This is a genomic window from Cohnella sp. AR92, from assembly GCF_003990975.1.
In the GTDB taxonomy this organism is placed as follows: domain Bacteria; phylum Bacillota; class Bacilli; order Paenibacillales; family Paenibacillaceae; genus Cohnella.
This window is the reverse complement of sequence record NZ_RZJR01000002.1, coordinates 449,342-465,942: the sequence shown is the minus strand read 5'-3', so window position 1 is coordinate 465,942 and position 16,601 is coordinate 449,342. Positions and strand designations below refer to the sequence as shown.

Sequence of the window (16,601 nt, the reverse complement as noted above, 5' to 3'; positions counted from 1 at the left end):
TATAATTACGGGCAGGAAATGGATAGGGAGGGATCGCGCGCAATGACCTATTCTCGCATGCAAAGCCGCCGAAAGAATCGCAAACGCGCCCGCATTCTTCTCGGTTTGAATGTCGTAATGCTTGCAGCGATCCTTGGGGCAGGCTCTCTTCTTGTCTATCATTGGATGGACGACAAGGATGGGGAGCAGGCGTTGCAATCGCCGGTCGAAACAGAGGCGTCCGCGACCCGGAATCCGGAGCAGTCGTCGGATCCGGCATCGCCGGCGCCGAGCGGGGAGCCGGGGGATGAAGAAGCGGCCGCTCCTTTGGAAACGGGGAGCGACGATCCAATCGTTAATCTTGCCTTCGTAGGGGATATCCTGCTGGGAGCCCGAGTGGAAGAGTACATCGTCAAGAACGGAGCGGAGTATCCTTTTCTTAAGTCGTCCGATCTGCTTCAGACAGCGGATGTCGCGGCCGGCAATCTGGAGAACCCGATCACGCTGCGGGGAACTCCCGCCGAGAATAAGAGCTTCGTATTCAAGGGGCACCCGGACTCGCTTCAAGGAGTGAAGAACGCCGGTATCGATCTGCTGACTCTTGCCAACAATCATAGTCTGGACCAGGGTTGGGAAGGCTTGAGCGATACGATGGATTACCTCGACGACGCGGGAATCGATCACGTCGGATCGGGCAACGATGCTACTGAGGCCTATACGGCTGCCTATTTCGAGCATAACGGAATCCGCGTCGCATACATCGGAGTGACGAATGTCGTTCCGGTAACCGAGTGGAAGGCGGACAAGAATCACCCGGGAGTGGCCGAGACGTATAGCACGACCCGGGCGGTGCAAGCCATCAAGGATGCCAAGGAACTGGCGGATATCGTGGTCGTGATGGTGCATTGGGGCAAAGAGAAGGTGCAGAAGCCAATCGGCCTGCAAACTTCGGTAGGCCACGAATTCATAGACGCGGGAGCCGATCTGGTCATCGGCAGCCATCCCCATGTTCTTCAAGGCTTCGAGACGTACAAGGGCAAGTGGATTGCCTACAGCCTGGGCAACTTCGTCTTCACGACGGCGGGAGACCGCTTGACGCAAGAGACCGGAGTGCTCCAGGCAGCGTGCACGAAGCAGGGGGAATGCCGCTTGAAATTCAACCCTATGCTGTCAACCAACGCTCAACCGGCGCCGATGGCGGCTGACGAAGGCAGCGACCTGCTCGCCAGGCTGTCGGATCTGTCGCTTCCCTATGGGGTAGCGCTTGACGCGGATGGGAACCTTGTTCCGGCGGCCGGGACGACCTCTCCTTAAATGACCCGCGAAGCGAGGGAGAAACATGACGAATAACGAGCGTGCGCGTCTGCACCCGTGCGTAGCGCACAGAGGGTGGTCCGGCAATGCGCCCGAGAATACGCTGGCGGCTTTCCGAATGGCCGCAGGCGAGCCTTTCGTACATACCGTCGAGATGGATGTCCACCTCAGCAAGGACGAGATTCCCGTCGTCATACACGACTCGAAGCTGAAGCGAACGACTAACGGCAAGGGGCGCGTCAGGGATTATACCGCCGCCGAGCTCTCCAAGCTTGATGCGGGAAGCTGGTTCCATCCTTCCTTCGCGGGAGAATCGGTGCCTACGCTGGAGCAGGTGTTGTCTCTTCTTGGCGGCCGCTGCAAGCTGAATATCGAGTTGAAGGAAGGAACGAACGACGAGGAGCTTCTTGCCCGCAAGACGGCGGAAGTCGTTCGCCGGCTCGGGCTCGAGAAGGATACGATCATTACCTCTTTCGAGCTTTCTCTCCTGGAAGCTTCGAGAAGGGCGGCTCCGGAGCTTCCCGTGGGCTGGATCACGAAGAAGAAGCTTAACCGGAAGCTCATCGAGAAGCTCCGCACCTTGAAGATATCGTTCCTGTCCGTCGAGTACTCTTCCATCAAGATAGACAATCTGAAGGAAGCGATCGCGGCCGGAATCCAAGTGATGGCATGGACCGTCAATGAGCCCGCGGAGTTCGACCGGCTTGTCACGCTCCCCGAGCCGTTGCATATCTGTACGAATTATCCCGATCGATGGCTGATAGCCGTAAAGGAAGGACGGAATGAAACATGACAATCCCCGAGATTCGCAACATTTACTGCGTAGGACGCAATTATCGCCTGCACGCCGCCGAGCTTGGCAACGCCGTGCCGGAGAGCCCGATGATCTTCACCAAGCCGAATCATGCGGCCGTCTCCTGGAAGAACCAAGTGGAGCTGACGGGCACGCAAGGCTCGGTTCACTATGAAGCGGAGCTCGTTCTATTGTTCTCCAAGTCGTACGAGCCCGGCGATGACTTGGACGAAGCGATATCCCACTTCACGATCGGCCTGGACTTCACGCTCCGGGACGTTCAAGACGTCATCAAGGCCAAGGGCTACCCCTGGCTCCCGGCCAAGGGCTTCCGCAATTCCGCCGGCCTTGGCGAATGGAAGGCCTATCCGGGAACGGAAGCCATCGCGGAGAAGCCTTTCGCCCTCGATATCAACGGGAAGGAAGTCCAACGGGCGGATATCCGCGACATGGTGTTCGGCATTCGCCAGCTCGCCGACTTCGTGGCCGCCAATTATGGGATCGGCGCAGGCGACCTGTTGTTTACGGGGACGCCGGCCGGTGTCGGCGCGGTCAGCAACGGGGATGTCCTTACGCTGACTTGGAATGAACAAAAGGTAGGAAGCGCCGAGGTCGTGCTGTCGAAATAACGGACGTATACGAGCCATCATCCCATGCGGATGCCCCAATTCTTGAATCGAAGAATGGGGCGTCCGTTTTTTATTTCCCATCGTACATAGGGCTTAATTCCGGAAATTGCAAGATAATTGTATCCCTATTTTAGGGGAATGAGGCCCTTACGACTAGAGAATTTGACCTTACAATAAGGGTGTAACCAATCAACGACAACCAAATAGGAGGGTCTTAAGAGTGCAAAAGAAACTGGTATCCGTCTTGGCATTATCGGTCGCAATGTCCGCGTTCCTCGCCGCTTGCGGCAACAACGACAACAACACGTCGTCTCCGTCCGCTAGCGAGAGCCCGAGCGCAAGCGCTAGTCCAAGTCCTTCGGCTTCCGCTTCCGCCCCAGCTTCGGAATCGGCTTCCCCGGAGAAGGTCGAGAACTTCACGGTATCCCTTCGGCACATCCAGATTACAGACGCTCAGAAGTTCCGCAAGGCGATTCTTGACGATGTCGTCAAGAAAACGGAAGGAGAAGTTCCGGGCCTCAAGATCGAGCTCGATGGCGTGCAAGACTCGGTAAACCGCTTTACGAAGCTTCCGGCCGAGATGGCGGCGGGCAACCCTCCTATTATCTTTGACGTATTCGGCGGAGCGGGCGACACGCAGAAGTATGCAAGCGCCGGCCGAATGCTGGATCTGACGCCGATTCTCGAAGATCTGGGTTTAAAGGACAAATTCCTGAGCGGCGTTCTTGATCCGTTCTCCGTAGACGGCAAAGTGTACGGCTTGCCGATCGGCGGCAATACGGAAGGCATCTTCTATAACACGGAGATCTTCCAGCAGAACGGCCTTAACCCGCCGACTACCTGGGATGACCTGATCAAAGCCGCGGATACGCTGAAGGCGAAGAAGATCACTCCGTTCGCGACCGGCAACAAAGCGGCATGGGTCGGCAACATGCTCGTCAATACGCTGATCGGCCGCGTTGCCGGAGAAGGCACGAGCTCGGGCTTTATCACGGGCGAGACGAAGTGGAATTCCCCGGACGTCGTTGCCGCTTACCAAATCATCTCCGATTGGGAGAGCAAAGGCTACTTCACGAAGGGCGAGCTCGGCAAAGAGTACGCCGACATGCTTAACGACTTCGTTGCCGGCAAAGCGGGCATGATGTTCGACGGTTCCTGGCGCTCCTCCGCCTTCAAGGATGATGCCGTAGGCAAGGCGATCGCCGGCAAGGTCGCATTCGTACCGCTGCCTGCCGTACCGAACGGCAAGGCCAACCAAACGTCCGTAAACGCGAACTACGGCGAAGGCTACGGCTTCGCTGCCGATCTGAACGAAAACGAGCTGAAGGCGGTAAAGGCGTTTATCAAGAACATGTACAGCGACGAGATGCAGCTTCGCGGCCTGCTCGAAGACGGCGTGCTTCCTTCGATGAAGCTGAGCGACGATTCCGTCGCGAAGGTGACCGATCCGATCGTGAAGCAAGTGCTTGACGTACTGAAGAACGCCGGCGCTTCCTTCCCGCACTTCGATTCGATCGTTCAATCCAAGGTCAATGCGGAAACCGAGAATCAGCTGCAGAAGCTGATCGCGGGCAAAGCCAAGCCGCAAGAAGTCGGCGACGCGATTCAGAAGGTTCAAGAAGCCGAGAACGCGGCTGCCAAGTAATAAAGCCTAAGAGAGGGGGCACCGCCCGCCCAAGCGCGGGGGTGCCTCTCCATATGAATAAGGGATTCGCCGACTACCGATGCCGGCGGGGGAGGAATCATGAAAACAACGCTGAAAAATCCCTACGTGTACTTGCTTTTCGTCGTTCCGACTATCGTGTTGTATTTTCTATTCTTTATCTACCCAATGCTGACTTCCGTCTATTATGGCTTCACGAACTGGAACGGACTGAACACGAAGGATTACATCGGCTTCGATAACTTCGTGAACGCATTCAAAGACGCCGACTTCCGCAATTCGATCTTGAACAACGTGTACATTCTCCTCTTCTCTTGCGGCGTGCAAGTTCCGCTGATCGTCGTTTTCTCGCTGCTAATCAGCCAAATGAAGAGATTCCAAGGCTTCTACAAGACGACGGTCTTCATGCCGTCCATTCTATCGACCTCGGTCATCGGGATTCTGTGGGGATATATTTACGATCCCGACGTGGGTCTTATCAATAACATCCTGAAAACGTTCGGTATGGATCCTATTTACTTCCTTGCCGATACGAAGTGGGCTCTGGTGTCCATCCTGATTACGAACGCTTGGCAATGGATGGGCTTCTATATCGTTCTTATTCTGGCGGCTATTCTGTCCATTCCGAGAGACATCGACGAAGCGGCCATGATCGACGGGGCAACGGGAGTGCAACGGGCCTGGTACCTAACGGTGCCGCTGATCAAGCCGATTATTAACGTCGTCATCATGCTTTCGATTGCCGGAGCTCTGAGAGTCGTCGATATCGTCCTCGTCATGACGGGTGGCGGCCCCGTAGGCTCGACGGAAGTTATGGCGTCCTACATGGTGAATAAGGCCATCAAGTTCGGCGATTACGGCTACGGAACCGCATTGTCTATCATTATCTTCATATTCGCTCTCATTCTAACGGCACTCTATCAGATTCTTATCGTAAGAAGACAGGAAAAGGTGGAATACTGATGGCGGTTACCCTGCGCAAATCAATCCCTCATATCGTCATGATCGCCTATGTCGTCATTATTCTCCTGCCGTTCGTGTTCATTCTGTTCTCTTCGCTCAAGGTGAACAACACGGAGATTGCGACCCATCCGTTCGGCCTGCCGAAAACCTGGGAGTTCGGAAATTACAAGGAAGCCTGGGTCAAAGCCAAGATCAACGTTTACTTTTTCAATAGCTTGTACCTGGCGTTCTCCGCCGCCGTTGTCGGGGTTCTGCTCTCCGCGGCCACTTCATACGCGATCACCCGCATGAAGTTCCGACGGACGAGCAACGGGATCTACCAGTTCGTATTGATCGGAATGCTGATTCCGGGCAACGTTCTGTTCATTGCCCAGTACCTCCTCGTACAGAAGCTTGGCATTCTGGATACGCACTGGTCGCTCTTCCTGCCTTACACGGCCGGCGCGTTGCCGTTCAGCATTCTGCTGATCTCGGCTTTCATGAAGTCCATTCCGCAGGAGTTGGAAGAAGCGGCCGTCGTGGACGGCATGAACGTATTCCGCATGTTCTTCCAGATCATTCTGCCGCTGACCGTGCCGGCTCTGGTTACCGTATTTATCGTTAATTTCCTGGGCAATTGGAACGAATACCTTCTGAGTTTCTTCTTTATCAGCAAAGACGCGCTCCGGACGCTGCCGTCGGGAATGGTGCAATTCCGCGACGCGTTCCAGACGAACTATGCTCTCGTCTGCACGGGAATCGTATTCAGCGTCGTGCCGGTGCTTATTCTGTACGCTTTCTTGCAGAGAAAAATCATCGAGGGACTAACGGCCGGCAGCTTGAAGGGTTAAGTGGAGCAAACGGTCAAGGCCATAACGGTTCCGGGACGGAGCCGTTATGGCCTTGACCGTTTGCTCTGACGGCGGCGGAATGAGACAATAAGGGAACCACAACGCGCCCAGGAGGCTCAGTCGATGGAGAAGTCCCCGATCGTCCATTCGTTCCCGCCCATCGCGGATGAACAGTCCCGCATTCTCTTCTTGGGGAGCATGCCGGGCGTCCGATCGCTCGAGATGAACCAATATTACGGCAACCCCCGCAACTTCTTCTGGAGGCTGCTGTTCGAGCTGTTGGGGGAAGGGGCGGAGCGGGCGGCCGAGACCGAATACGAAGAACGCCTGGCTTTCGCCAGGCGCCATGGAATTGCCATGTGGGACGTGATCGAGGCTTGCAATCGGCCGGGAAGCCTGGACAGCGATATCCGCAACGCGGTGCCCAACGAGGTACCGGGCTTGCTTCGCCGCTACCCGAACATTCAGGTTATCGCCTGCAACGGCAGCAAGTCTCATACCGAGCTGTTGAAGCAATACGGCGACACTCCGGAGCTTCGGAGCCGGACGGTGCTTCGCTTGCCTTCTTCCAGCCCGGTACCTACTCCTAAATTCCGAGGCCTAGAGGATCGATTGGCGGTCTGGCGCGAGATTCTGTCGCCTTTTTTGATTCCATCCGCCCCTAAGCTTGATTAGATCGCCCAATCGCCTTGGCGGAAGATTTGAATCTCTTCGCCGTCCACGGTGACGCCGTAGATGTCCATCTTGTCGGAGCCGATCATGAAGTCGACGTGAGTCATGCTCTGATTGAGCCCCTTCTCCTTGAGCTCCTCTTGGGACATCTTCGTGCCGCCTTGCAGGTTGAAGGCGTAGGCGCTGCCGATCGCCAGGTGATTCGAAGCGTTCTCGTCGAACAGCGTGTTGTAGAACAGAATGCCGGATTGGGAGATCGGAGAGAAGTGGGGCACGAGCGCCACTTCGCCGAGGTAATGGGAGCCTTCGTCCATCTCGACGAGGTTCTTCAGCGTCTCCTCGCCCGTCTCGGCTTCCACGCCGATGATGCGCCCGTTCTCGAACGTAAGCTTGAAGCCGTCGATCAGGTTGCCTCCGTAGCTGAGCGGCTTCGTGCTGGAGACGTAGCCGTTAACGCCGTTGGCCAGCGGAGCCGTGAACACCTCTTCCGTCGGAAGGTTGGCGACGAAGGGAACTCCGGCTTCGTTGTCGCTGTCCGCGGCAAGCCAGAGATGGCCTTCCGGCAGCTCGATCGTCAGGTCGGTGCCCGGAGCGACATAGTGAAGCTTCTTGAACTGCTTCTTGTTCAAGTAGTGAGACTTCTCGTTCAGCTTGCGGATATGCTCCTCCCAAGCGGCGACCGGATTCTCGAGGTTCACGCGAACGCTGCTCAGGATCGCGTCCCACAACTTGTCGACTTGCTCGGCTTCGGGAGCGTCCGGGAACACCTTCGCGGCCCAGGCCTTCGAAGGCGCGGCGACGACGCACCAGCTGAACTTGTTCGCCATCATGTATTGGCGGTATTTAGCAAGCGTCTTCCCGTACGTCTTCTGATGGTTGACGATGCGGTCGTGCGCGATTCCCTTGAGCAGATCGGGGTCCGAGGACACGACGCTGACAACCGCCAAGTTGTTCTCCGCGAGCTCTTCCATCTCCGCCGCGTACCACTTCGGCTCTTCGAGGAACGCTTCGTCCGGGGCGAGCTCGTAGCGCGTGCGGCTGACGACGTCGTCGCTCCAGTTCACCTTGACCGAGAACGCTCCCGCTTCGTACGCCTTGCGGGTGATGGCGCGCACGAGCTCGACCGCTTCCGTCGTCGCGTTCACGACGAGCTTCTGGCCCTTCTGAAGCTTGACCCCGATGCTTACGATCAGCTCCGCGTATTGATTCAATTGCTTCTCCGTAATAGCCATTGTATCTGCCTCCGATTCGTTCGATATAATTTCTGACCCTAAGTTCAAAATAGGGGAACACCTTATTTTAACATAGCCCAGGGCTTAAGCATTCATTATAGCGAGAAAATCTTGCCGTCCCCGCATCAAGCGGACAGGAAGCGGCGTCAGCGCCGGTCCCCTGGCTCGTCGTCCGCCAAGCGATGGCGAATCTCAAGCAATTGAGGCAGGCTGTCGAAGAAGGCGTCCACGACGGCGGGGTCGAAGTGACGGCCCCGTTCTTCCCGGAACAGCTGCTCGATCCGGTGAAGCGGCCACGCCGGCTTGTACACCCGCTCGACGCTGAGCGCGTCGAATACGTCGGCGACGGCGGTAATCCGGCCGTAGACGTGGATCCGTTCGCCCTTAAGCCCGTTCGGGTAGCCGCTGCCGTCCCATTTCTCATGGTGCTGCTCCGCGACGATGGAGGCGGCAAGCAGAAGCTCGCGCCGTGACCCTCGCAGCAGCTGGTGGCCGATCTTGGTATGAGACTTCATCAATTCGTACTCTTCTGCCGTCAGGCGGCCCGGCTTGTTCAGAACCGAGTCGGGAATCGCGATCTTGCCGATATCGTGCATGGGGGAGACGGTTCGAAGCTTGTCCGCTTCCTGCTCCGGCAGCCCGAGTCGCAGCGCAAGAACGTAAGAATACTCGGCGACACGTCTCACGTGGTTGGCGGTCTCCCTGGAATGAAGCTCGCCGATCTCGCCCATCGTCGAGATAATCTCCCTCTGCGTGTCGACGATCTCCTGATGCAGCATGACCGATTCCAGGGACATGCCGGCGTAGGAGGCCGCCAGAGACAGCAGTTCCAGATCCCGTTCCGAGAAGATGCCGGCTTCCGTCAGCTTGTTGACGGCTTGATAAGCTCCGATGACGCTTCCGTCGTTGTTGCGGAAGGGAATCGTAATGATCGACTTGGTCGCGTAGCCGGTCAGACGATCGTTATCGGCGTTGTGCCGGGGATCGGCGTACGCGTCATCGATGATGATCGGCTCCCCGGTTGCGATCGCATGGCCGACGACGCCGCTGCCTATCGGGATCCGAATCTCCTGTACCCCGTGGGCGACGGTCGTATACAGCTCCCGCTTGCTCTCGTCGATAAGCCAGACCGCGCAGCGGTCCGCGACGATCATCTCCCGCCCCATGTCCGCCATCCGCACTAGTACTCGATCCAATGATTTCTCGCTGGAGATTTTGGCCATATAATCGAAAATAATCGTTAGCAGCTGATCCGAGGACAATTCCGATTTGAGCAATCTCCATGCACTCCTTCAAACGTACTGAAACACATCATTCGTTAGGAATGCGGATGAATCCTGCCATTTTTATCATTCCGTATCAAATTTTATCGCACATCAAAAACGCATCCTCGCTCCAGGGCAACCGGAGGAGGATGCGTTTCGATTAAACGATGGTCGTTCAGCTTTGGTTAGCCGTCAGCTTCTCCATCTGCTCGATCAAGTCCTCGAAGACGCTCATCGCCTGGGCGACCGGCTCCGGAGTGGACATGTCGACGCCGGCTTTCTTCAGGATGTTGATCGGGTAGTCGCTGCCGCCGCTCTTCAGGAAGCCGAGGTAGCGATCGACCGCCGGCTTGCCTTCCTCCAGGATCTGCTTGGAGAAGCTGGCCGCGGCGGAGAAGCCCGTCGCGTACTTGTATACGTAGAAGCTGGTATAGAAGTGAGGAATTCGCGCCCATTCCATCTCGATGTCCTTGTCGATGACCATGCCGTCCCCGTAGTACTTCACGTTCAGGTCGTAATAGATATCGCACAAGTCCTGAGGAGTAAGCGATTCGCCGCTCTCGGTCCGCGCGTGCACGATCTTCTCGAACTCCGCGAACATCGTTTGGCGGAACACCGTCGTCCGGAATTGATCCGCGTAATACGTGAGCAGGTACATTTTCTCCTTCGGATCGGTCGACTTGGCCAGCAGATAATCCATCAGGAGCGCTTCGTTCAAGGTAGAAGCGACTTCGGCTAGGAAGATCGGGTACTGAGCGTCGCGGTATTCGTTGTTGCCGTCCGAATAGTAGGAGTGCATCGCATGGCCCATCTCATGCGCAAGGGTGAACATGCTGTTCAGGTTGTCCTTATGGTTCAGCAGCACGTAAGGATGCGTGCCGAAGGCTCCCCAGCTGTAGGCACCGCTGCGCTTGCCTTCGTTCTCGTAGACGTCGATCCAGCCCTTGTCGAAGCCCTCTTGCAGGACGTTGCGGTAATCGTCGCCCAGCGGAGCGAGGCTGTCGTAAACGGTCTTCTTCGCTTGATCGTAGGTGATGTCCATATCGAACTCGTCGACCAGCGGCGCGAACAAGTCGTACATATGAAGCTCGTCGACCTTCAGCAGCTTCTTGCGAAGCGCCATGTAGCGATGCATCAGCGGCAGATGGTCGTGGATCGTGGAGATCAGGTTGTCGTACACGCTCTGCGGGATGTTGTCCCCGAACAGCGACATCTCCAGAGCCGAAGGGTAGCTGCGGGCATTCGCGTAGAAAATATTCTTGGTGACGTTGGCGTTGAGAGTGGCGGCGAGAGTGTTGCGCAGCTTGCCGTACGTTTCGTAGACCGCTTTGAAGGCGTCGCGGCGCACTTCCGGATTGCGGCTCTCCAGGAACTGGATGTAGCGTCCGTGAGTCAGCTCGACTTCTTCGCCTTTCTCGTTCTTCACCTTCGGGAACTTCAGGTCGGCGTTGTTCAGCATGCCGAAGATCGTGCTTGCCGACTGGGAGATGTTGCCGACTTGGGCGAGCAGGGCTTCCTCGTTCTTGGACAGAACGTGGGGCTTCTGGCGCAGCATCTCCTCGAGAGTGCGCTTGTATGTAGGCTTCAACGAAGGATCCTGAATCAGCTTCTTCAGTTCCTCTTCGCTTAGGGACAGGATCTCGGGAGTGATAAACGAGAGCGCCTCGTTCACTTCCACGCTAAGCCGCTTCGTCTTCTCGGCGAGAGACTGGTACTTGCCTTCGGCCATGTCCTCGTGGTGATGCATGTTCGCGTAAACGTACAGACGCTCCGCATACAGGGAGATGGCGTCTTCGAGCTCGAAGCAGCGGTTGATGGAGGCGGCATCCTTCAATCGGCCTTCGAATGCGGCGACCTCGCCGATCTGCTTGCGGGCCTTCTCGTACTCGGCATCCCATTCGGCTTGGGAAGCATACAGATCCTCCAGGCGCCAATGATAGGCGGCGTCCGTCTCGCTTCGCTTAGGTAGTTGGTTCATGTCAGATGACCTCCTCTGAATTATAGAATCGCGGGGCTTCGCATGAGCGGAAGGCATAAGCTGCGGCTGGGCCTTCGCGCTCGGCTCCGCGGCGGTGCACCATAAAGACAAAGCCGCCAATGCGGCGGCGGACGACAGGACATACGGCTTCATGAACGGCCCTCCCGGTTATTGGTAAAGGTTGCCGTTCTAGTATGTCCTTGCGGTCTGCAAATATAAGGGAGGAGGAGAGCTTAACTCCCCGCGGTAAAGAAGGAATAAACGATCAGGAAGAAGGCGAAAGCGACGAGCGCGAGCGAGATAATCGCCATTCCGCGTCTAAGCTTCTGAGGAATGACCTCGCGTTGCCAGATCAGGACGGCGGCAAGCACGAACGAGGCTAGCGCGAAGATAAGATTGGCTTCCAAGCGACAGGCGACCTCCTAAGGATACAGGACTATTATATGGAACGAAGGGCTTGAAGAGTCTCCTGAAGCTGCGCTTCTCCTCCGGGGAAATCGCCGGCCGTGAAGCGCCTCTCCGCCCAATTCATCAGCTCCGGACGACTGAGGAACTTATGGCATTCTTCTCCCCATTGATCGGAGATCTCGCGGACCACGAGAGTCTTGCCTTGAACCTCGACGGTCAGCATATTGTAGTTGTCGTGCTTGTAGATAACGTGTTTGGCGAACATGAATCGATCGGCCTCCATAGGCAGCCACAGGGCGTTTTTTCCTTAATCATAGAAGAGATGGCATCAGAAATCAAACAAAGCCCGGGAGGGACCGACATTGGCGTAGGAAAAAGGGACTATGGTTCTTCGGACGGAACCTAGCGGAGAGAGGCAGCCAAAAGAACGTTTACATTGGGATATATACCCAATAATAGGGATTATATTGGGAGAAAACGGGGGTGTTCGACGCCATTCGGAGAACTTGCCGAAAGCGCTGTAATTCGCTACGCGACGCCGATTTCTTGTCCTCGCGGGACTTGCGGATTCGAACGTGGAACAAAACGTTCACATATTGCGTCTTGACAATGAATCAGTTATAATAATGTCATTCGCCGACCGACGGCGAGATTTTAGGAGGTTTTTCATTTGAGAGGAACAGTTAAGTGGTTTAACGCAGAGAAAGGCTACGGCTTCATCTCCGTAGACAACGGCAACGACGTATTCGTTCACTTCTCTGCCATCCAAGGCGAAGGCTTCAAGACCTTGGAAGAGGGTCAAGCGGTTGAGTTCGAAATCACGCAAGGCAACCGTGGACCGCAAGCATCGAACGTGGTGAAACTGTAAGTCTCGCTTTAAGCGAAGACTTATCGCATATCACGAAAGAGCGCCACAAGACCTCCGGCATCCGCCGGAGGTTCTTCGTTGCGCTCTTTCTCTGCGGAATCGCCCCGCTGCAATCAGGCAGCGGGGCGATTCGGCGAGATCAGGACGTTGCGGGTGCGGCGGCGCGGTGAACCGCTTCGATCGTGCCGCCCCCCAAGCACGCGTCCCCGTCGTAGAAGACGACGGCTTGCCCGGGGGTGATGGCCTTCTGAGGGACGTCGAACACGACCTTATAGGTGGTTCGGTCCGCTTCGGGAATCAGCGTCACCCCTTGATCGGGCTGGCGGTAGCGGAATTTCGCGGCGCAGCGGACCGGCTGGCCGGGGGCAGGCTTGTCGGTTCCGATCCAGTTGACGGAGCCGGCCGTCAGCCCTTCCGAATAGAGGCTCGGATGCGCGTCGCCTTGCACCACGTAGAGGATGTTGTTCTCCAGGTCCTTGTCGGCGACGAACCAAGGCTCGCCCGTGCCGGAACCGCCGATGCCGAGGCCTTGGCGTTGGCCGAGGGTGTAATACATGAGGCCGTCGTGCTTGCCTTTGACCTCGCCGGTGCGGATGTCGACCATGCTGCCGGACTTGGCCGGCAGGTAATTGCCGAGGAACTCCTTGAAGTTCCGCTCGCCGATGAAGCAGATTCCGGTGCTGTCCTTCTTCTTGGCGGTGTAGAGACCGGCTTCCTCCGCGATGCGGCGAACCTCTGGCTTCGGCAGATGGCCGATCGGGAACATCGCCTTGGACAGCTGGGACTGGTCGAGCGCATGAAGGAAGTAAGTCTGATCCTTATTGCCGTCGACTCCTCGCAGCAGGCGGTATTCCCCGTCCGCAAGCTCGACGCGCGCGTAATGGCCGGTCGCGATCACGTCGGCCCCGAGATCCATCGCCTTCTGCAGGAATTCGCCGAACTTGATCTCCCGGTTGCACATGACATCGGGATTCGGCGTTCTTCCGCGCCTGTATTCCTCGAGGAAGTATTCGAATACTTTGTCGTAATACTCGTTCTCGAAATTAACCGTATAATAAGGGATTCCGATCTGGTCGCACACGCGCCGGACGTCTTCGGCGTCCTGGTCGGCGGTGCATACGCCGAATTCGTCGGTATCGTCCCAATTCTTCATAAATACGCCGATGACGTCGAAGCCCTGCTGCTTCAGCAGGAGCGCCGTCACGGAGGAGTCAACGCCGCCCGACATGCCGACGACGACGCGAGTCGAAGCGGGATCGGCGAAACGATTATCCATCTGCAAGATCATCTCCTTGAGCCATAAAACCCGGGAATGCTCCCCTCGGGCAAGCTACATTGTAGCATAATCCGGCTTTATTCTCATCCGGAGAGGGGCGAGTAACCGTTTTGTAATGCAATTGACATGAATACATTGTCTTTTTCTGCCCACAATGCTTAATGTTATGATAACATATATCTGATATGGGGATACTCCCCCATTTCTTACATCCGATGAATGATTCCGCATAAGCGTAGATAAACACGTTAAACTTTCGATTCGCAGTTGACGAGAAGAGGTGCGAGGTATGAAAATTTCGACGAAGGGCCGTTACGGCTTGACGATCATGATGGAGCTTGCGGCCAAATTCGGCGAGGGTCCCATCTCCCTGAAGAGCATCGCGGAGAAGAACGGACTCTCCGAACACTATCTGGAGCAATTGATCGCGCCTTTGCGCAACGCCGGCTTGGTGAAGAGCATTCGCGGAGCCTACGGCGGCTACATCCTGTCCAAGGAGCCGGAAGGCATTACCGCGGGCGATGTCATCCGCATTCTGGAAGGGCCGATCAGCCCGGTCGACTTCACGGAAGAAGACGATCCGGCGAAGCGCGACCTGTGGCTGCGCATTCGCGACAGCATCGCGAACGTCATGGATTCCACGACGCTGTTCGATCTCATCAACTACAAGGAAGAAGAGACTCAAGACAGCTATATGTTCTACATCTAAGTCATCCTCCTAGAAGGCTGCAAGAAGAAAGAAGAGAAGCAAGATGCCGATGATCTATTTCGATCACGCCGCGACGACTCCGATGCATCCGGAAGCGATCAAGGCTTATGCGGAAGAGGCCGCGAAGGGACCTCGCAATCCCTCGAGCCTGCACGCCGAAGGGCGCGCGGCCAGAGCGGCGCTCACCGCTTCGCGGGATTCGATCGCCCGCCTTCTGGGCTGCGATCCCGGAGAGCTCGTCTTCACCGGCGGCGGCACGGAGAGCGACAACGCCGCCCTGTACGGAGCGGCTCACGCCCAGCGCCAGCGCACCGGGAGAGACCGCATCGTGACGTCCGCCATCGAGCACCACGCCGTGTTGAACGCATGCAGCAAGCTTGAGGCCGAAGGCTTCAAGCTTACGGTTCTGCCCGTCGACGGCACTGGGCGAGTGCTGCTGTCCGCCGCGGAAGAAGCGATCGGTCCCGACACCGCCGTCGTCAGCGTCATGTACGGCAACAACGAAGTCGGTACGCTGCAGCCGATCGAAGAGATCGGCCGATTGGCGAGGGAGCGCGGAGCCGTCATGCACGTCGATGCCGTTCAAGCGTTCGGTCACGAACGCCTCTTCCTGCAAGAGCTGCCGATCGATCTCCTCAGCTTGTCCGCCCACAAGATCGGAGGGCCGCAGGGAGTGGGAGTCCTGTACGTTCGCAGAGGCACCCCGTTCGAACCGACCGCCGTCGGGGGCTCCCAGGAGAAGAGCCGCCGCGCGGGAACGGAGAACGTCGCCGGCATCGCGGCATTCGCTAAGGCGGCCGAGCTCGCATATGCCGATCTGGAAGAACGAGGGCGGGAACTGGAGCGAATCCGGTCGAAGCTTCTCTCCGCTCTGGAGGAAGAGCTGGGCGCGGACTCCTTCCGGATCAACGGCGCGACGGAAGAGGGGGCAAGATTGCCTCATATCGTCAACTTGAGCTTCCCCGGAATCTCGAACGAGACGATGCTGATGAACCTCGATCTGGCGGGGGTGGCGGCATCTGCCGGTTCGGCTTGCACGGCCGGCTCCCTACAGCCTTCGCACGTGCTGCTTGCCATGGGTCTTGAGACTCATTTTTCTCAATCGGCGATCCGATTTAGCTTTGGAATGGGCAATAATAGTGCGGAAGCGGAAAAAACCGCAAAAATCATTGCAACCATTACGAAGCGTTTGCGTAAAAGATAACAGGCGCCTCGTTAGGCGGGGTGACTTCCAATAAGAAACGTGCAACAACTGATCGGATTGCCCGTGTTTCTGGCTGACGGCAAGAAAGCCGGGCGCATTCGGGATGTCGGTTTCGACGAGTTCTGGCAGCTCTCCTGCATCGTACTTGACTCTCAGGTTTGGTTCAGACGAGCCGTAAGAATCGTGAATTGGCCGGACGTGACAAGATGCGGCGAAGACGCCGTCTTCATCCGCAGCCGGCAAGCGATTATAACCATAAGAGCAAAAGAACTGCTGCGTTCCTTCCATACCGGCGTGGTCCAACTCAAAGAGTTGCCCGTTTACACGGATGATGGACAAGAGCTCGGCCGCGTGTCGGATGTTTATTTTCGCAAGACTGAGGGTACACAAATAATAGGTTACGAATTGACGGACGGATTTCTCGCGGATGTGTTCGAGGGTCGGCGAAAGCTGCTTTTGCCGAACGGACCCGAGGGCGTTACTCTGGGCGAAGACGCCATCCTGGTTCCCGCTTCGTGTGAGCGGATCCTGGAGAGGGATCCCTAATACGGAAAGATTAGGTGATAATCGATGATGAGATGCCCGAACTGCAACTCCAAGGATATCGGCAAGATTGGTTCGCACCAGTTCTATTGCTGGAGCTGTTTTATTGAATTGACGGTGAACGGAGATAAAATGTCGGTCTTCCAAGTGGAAGAAGACGGAACCTTGAGCTCGCTTGACGACTTGTTCTTCAGCGAGTCCATCCCAAGCCAGGTGCAAGCGAACGGATTGCAAGCCTGATCCTTGAATGGGATCGAGCATGGAATAGCAGGGCA

The 16,601-nt window shown here is 56.7% G+C and carries 18 protein-coding genes; 12 read left to right on the top strand and 6 right to left on the bottom strand.

Features of this window, described 5'->3' with window-relative positions; genetic code table 11:
- The first annotated feature begins 42 nt into the window (after positions 1-42).
- The 7 genes from ELR57_RS04420 to ELR57_RS04390 all read left to right on the top strand — a co-directional run bounded on the left by ELR57_RS04420 (position 43) and on the right by ELR57_RS04390 (position 6,846).
- Complete coding sequence (locus ELR57_RS04420) at positions 43-1,293, top strand: CapA family protein (protein ID WP_192896513.1); 1,251 nt, start codon at positions 43-45, stop codon at positions 1,291-1,293.
- A 25-nt stretch (positions 1,294-1,318) separates the two neighbouring features.
- Positions 1,319-2,086 (top strand): glycerophosphodiester phosphodiesterase, encoded by a 768-nt coding sequence (locus tag ELR57_RS04415; RefSeq protein WP_126957634.1) that lies wholly within the window; start codon positions 1,319-1,321, stop codon positions 2,084-2,086.
- Positions 2,083-2,715, top strand: coding sequence for a fumarylacetoacetate hydrolase family protein (locus ELR57_RS04410; protein ID WP_126957632.1), 633 nt, complete (start codon positions 2,083-2,085; stop codon positions 2,713-2,715). The genes ELR57_RS04415 and ELR57_RS04410 overlap by 4 nt, the downstream gene beginning before the upstream one ends.
- A gap of 220 nt (positions 2,716-2,935) precedes the next feature.
- Positions 2,936-4,360: an extracellular solute-binding protein gene (locus tag ELR57_RS04405; RefSeq protein ID WP_126957630.1), complete on the top strand. Its 1,425-nt coding sequence runs from the start codon at positions 2,936-2,938 to the stop codon at positions 4,358-4,360.
- A gap of 99 nt (positions 4,361-4,459) precedes the next feature.
- Positions 4,460-5,341 (top strand): carbohydrate ABC transporter permease, encoded by an 882-nt coding sequence (locus ELR57_RS04400; RefSeq protein ID WP_126957628.1) that lies wholly within the window; start codon positions 4,460-4,462, stop codon positions 5,339-5,341.
- The gene (locus ELR57_RS04395) at positions 5,341-6,171 is read left to right on the top strand and encodes a carbohydrate ABC transporter permease (RefSeq protein WP_126957626.1); all 831 of its coding nucleotides are present in this window, start codon (positions 5,341-5,343) and stop codon (positions 6,169-6,171) included. The genes ELR57_RS04400 and ELR57_RS04395 overlap by 1 nt, the downstream gene beginning before the upstream one ends.
- Before the next feature lie 123 nt (positions 6,172-6,294).
- Positions 6,295-6,846, top strand: coding sequence for a DNA-deoxyinosine glycosylase (locus ELR57_RS04390; protein ID WP_126957624.1), 552 nt, complete (start codon positions 6,295-6,297; stop codon positions 6,844-6,846).
- On the opposite strand, the gene ELR57_RS04385 is transcribed toward ELR57_RS04390, so the two are convergent.
- From ELR57_RS04385 to ELR57_RS04370, 5 genes are all read right to left on the bottom strand, one after another.
- Positions 6,843-8,075, bottom strand: coding sequence for an aminopeptidase (locus ELR57_RS04385; RefSeq protein WP_126957622.1), 1,233 nt, complete (start codon positions 8,073-8,075; stop codon positions 6,843-6,845). The genes ELR57_RS04390 and ELR57_RS04385 overlap by 4 nt on opposite strands.
- Before the next feature lie 146 nt (positions 8,076-8,221).
- Positions 8,222-9,352, bottom strand: a complete 1,131-nt coding sequence (locus tag ELR57_RS04380) for an HD domain-containing phosphohydrolase (protein WP_238162399.1) — start codon at positions 9,350-9,352, stop codon at positions 8,222-8,224.
- Positions 9,353-9,515: 163 nt separating this feature from the next.
- Complete coding sequence (gene pepF, locus ELR57_RS04375) at positions 9,516-11,318, bottom strand: oligoendopeptidase F (RefSeq protein ID WP_126957620.1); 1,803 nt, start codon at positions 11,316-11,318, stop codon at positions 9,516-9,518.
- Positions 11,319-11,551: 233 nt separating this feature from the next.
- Positions 11,552-11,725, bottom strand: coding sequence for a hypothetical protein (locus ELR57_RS28020; RefSeq protein ID WP_192896512.1), 174 nt, complete (start codon positions 11,723-11,725; stop codon positions 11,552-11,554).
- A 32-nt stretch (positions 11,726-11,757) separates the two neighbouring features.
- On the bottom strand, positions 11,758-11,991 hold the full coding sequence (locus tag ELR57_RS04370; protein WP_126957618.1) for a hypothetical protein: 234 nt from the start codon (positions 11,989-11,991) through the stop codon (positions 11,758-11,760).
- A gap of 405 nt (positions 11,992-12,396) precedes the next feature.
- On the opposite strand from ELR57_RS04370, the gene ELR57_RS04365 reads away from it, so the two are divergent.
- Entirely contained in the window at positions 12,397-12,594 is a 198-nt protein-coding gene (locus ELR57_RS04365; protein ID WP_126957616.1) for a cold shock domain-containing protein, read from the top strand.
- 139 nt (positions 12,595-12,733) lie between these two features.
- Here the strand turns inward: ELR57_RS04365 and mnmA are convergent, their stop codons facing one another.
- Positions 12,734-13,870: a tRNA 2-thiouridine(34) synthase MnmA gene (gene mnmA / locus ELR57_RS04360; protein ID WP_126957614.1), complete on the bottom strand. Its 1,137-nt coding sequence runs from the start codon at positions 13,868-13,870 to the stop codon at positions 12,734-12,736.
- Positions 13,871-14,159: 289 nt separating this feature from the next.
- Between mnmA and cymR the strand changes: the two genes are divergently transcribed.
- Genes cymR through ELR57_RS04340 form a run of 4 tightly spaced genes read left to right on the top strand, consistent with a single transcriptional unit; the run spans position 14,160 to position 16,566 of the window.
- Complete coding sequence (cymR, locus tag ELR57_RS04355) at positions 14,160-14,579, top strand: cysteine metabolism transcriptional regulator CymR (RefSeq protein ID WP_126957612.1); 420 nt, start codon at positions 14,160-14,162, stop codon at positions 14,577-14,579.
- 43 nt (positions 14,580-14,622) lie between these two features.
- Positions 14,623-15,783, top strand: coding sequence for a cysteine desulfurase family protein (locus tag ELR57_RS04350; RefSeq protein WP_126957610.1), 1,161 nt, complete (start codon positions 14,623-14,625; stop codon positions 15,781-15,783).
- Positions 15,784-15,822: 39 nt separating this feature from the next.
- Positions 15,823-16,329: a PRC-barrel domain-containing protein gene (locus ELR57_RS04345; RefSeq protein WP_238162398.1), complete on the top strand. Its 507-nt coding sequence runs from the start codon at positions 15,823-15,825 to the stop codon at positions 16,327-16,329.
- A gap of 24 nt (positions 16,330-16,353) precedes the next feature.
- Positions 16,354-16,566 carry a hypothetical protein gene (locus ELR57_RS04340; RefSeq protein WP_126957606.1) on the top strand — a complete coding sequence of 71 codons (213 nt, stop codon included), beginning with the start codon at positions 16,354-16,356 and terminating at the stop codon, positions 16,564-16,566.
- Positions 16,567-16,601: the final 35 nt, after the last annotated feature.

Bases quoted from the DNA above. Each gene is read 5' to 3' on its own strand.
- ELR57_RS04420 (WP_192896513.1), top strand. From the start codon at position 43: ATGACCTATTCTCGCATGCAAAGCCGCCGAAAGAATCGCAAACGCGCC.
- ELR57_RS04415 (WP_126957634.1), top strand. From the start codon at position 1,319: ATGACGAATAACGAGCGTGCGCGTCTGCACCCGTGCGTAGCGCACAGA.
- ELR57_RS04410 (WP_126957632.1), top strand. From the start codon at position 2,083: ATGACAATCCCCGAGATTCGCAACATTTACTGCGTAGGACGCAATTAT.
- ELR57_RS04400 (WP_126957628.1), top strand. From the start codon at position 4,460: ATGAAAACAACGCTGAAAAATCCCTACGTGTACTTGCTTTTCGTCGTT.
- ELR57_RS04395 (WP_126957626.1), top strand. From the start codon at position 5,341: ATGGCGGTTACCCTGCGCAAATCAATCCCTCATATCGTCATGATCGCC.
- ELR57_RS04390 (WP_126957624.1), top strand. From the start codon at position 6,295: ATGGAGAAGTCCCCGATCGTCCATTCGTTCCCGCCCATCGCGGATGAA.
- ELR57_RS04385 (WP_126957622.1), bottom strand. From the start codon at position 8,075: ATGGCTATTACGGAGAAGCAATTGAATCAATACGCGGAGCTGATCGTA.
- pepF (WP_126957620.1), bottom strand. From the start codon at position 11,318: ATGAACCAACTACCTAAGCGAAGCGAGACGGACGCCGCCTATCATTGG.
- ELR57_RS04370 (WP_126957618.1), bottom strand. From the start codon at position 11,991: ATGTTCGCCAAACACGTTATCTACAAGCACGACAACTACAATATGCTG.
- mnmA (WP_126957614.1), bottom strand. From the start codon at position 13,870: ATGGATAATCGTTTCGCCGATCCCGCTTCGACTCGCGTCGTCGTCGGC.
- cymR (WP_126957612.1), top strand. From the start codon at position 14,160: ATGAAAATTTCGACGAAGGGCCGTTACGGCTTGACGATCATGATGGAG.
- ELR57_RS04350 (WP_126957610.1), top strand. From the start codon at position 14,623: ATGCCGATGATCTATTTCGATCACGCCGCGACGACTCCGATGCATCCG.
- ELR57_RS04340 (WP_126957606.1), top strand. From the start codon at position 16,354: ATGATGAGATGCCCGAACTGCAACTCCAAGGATATCGGCAAGATTGGT.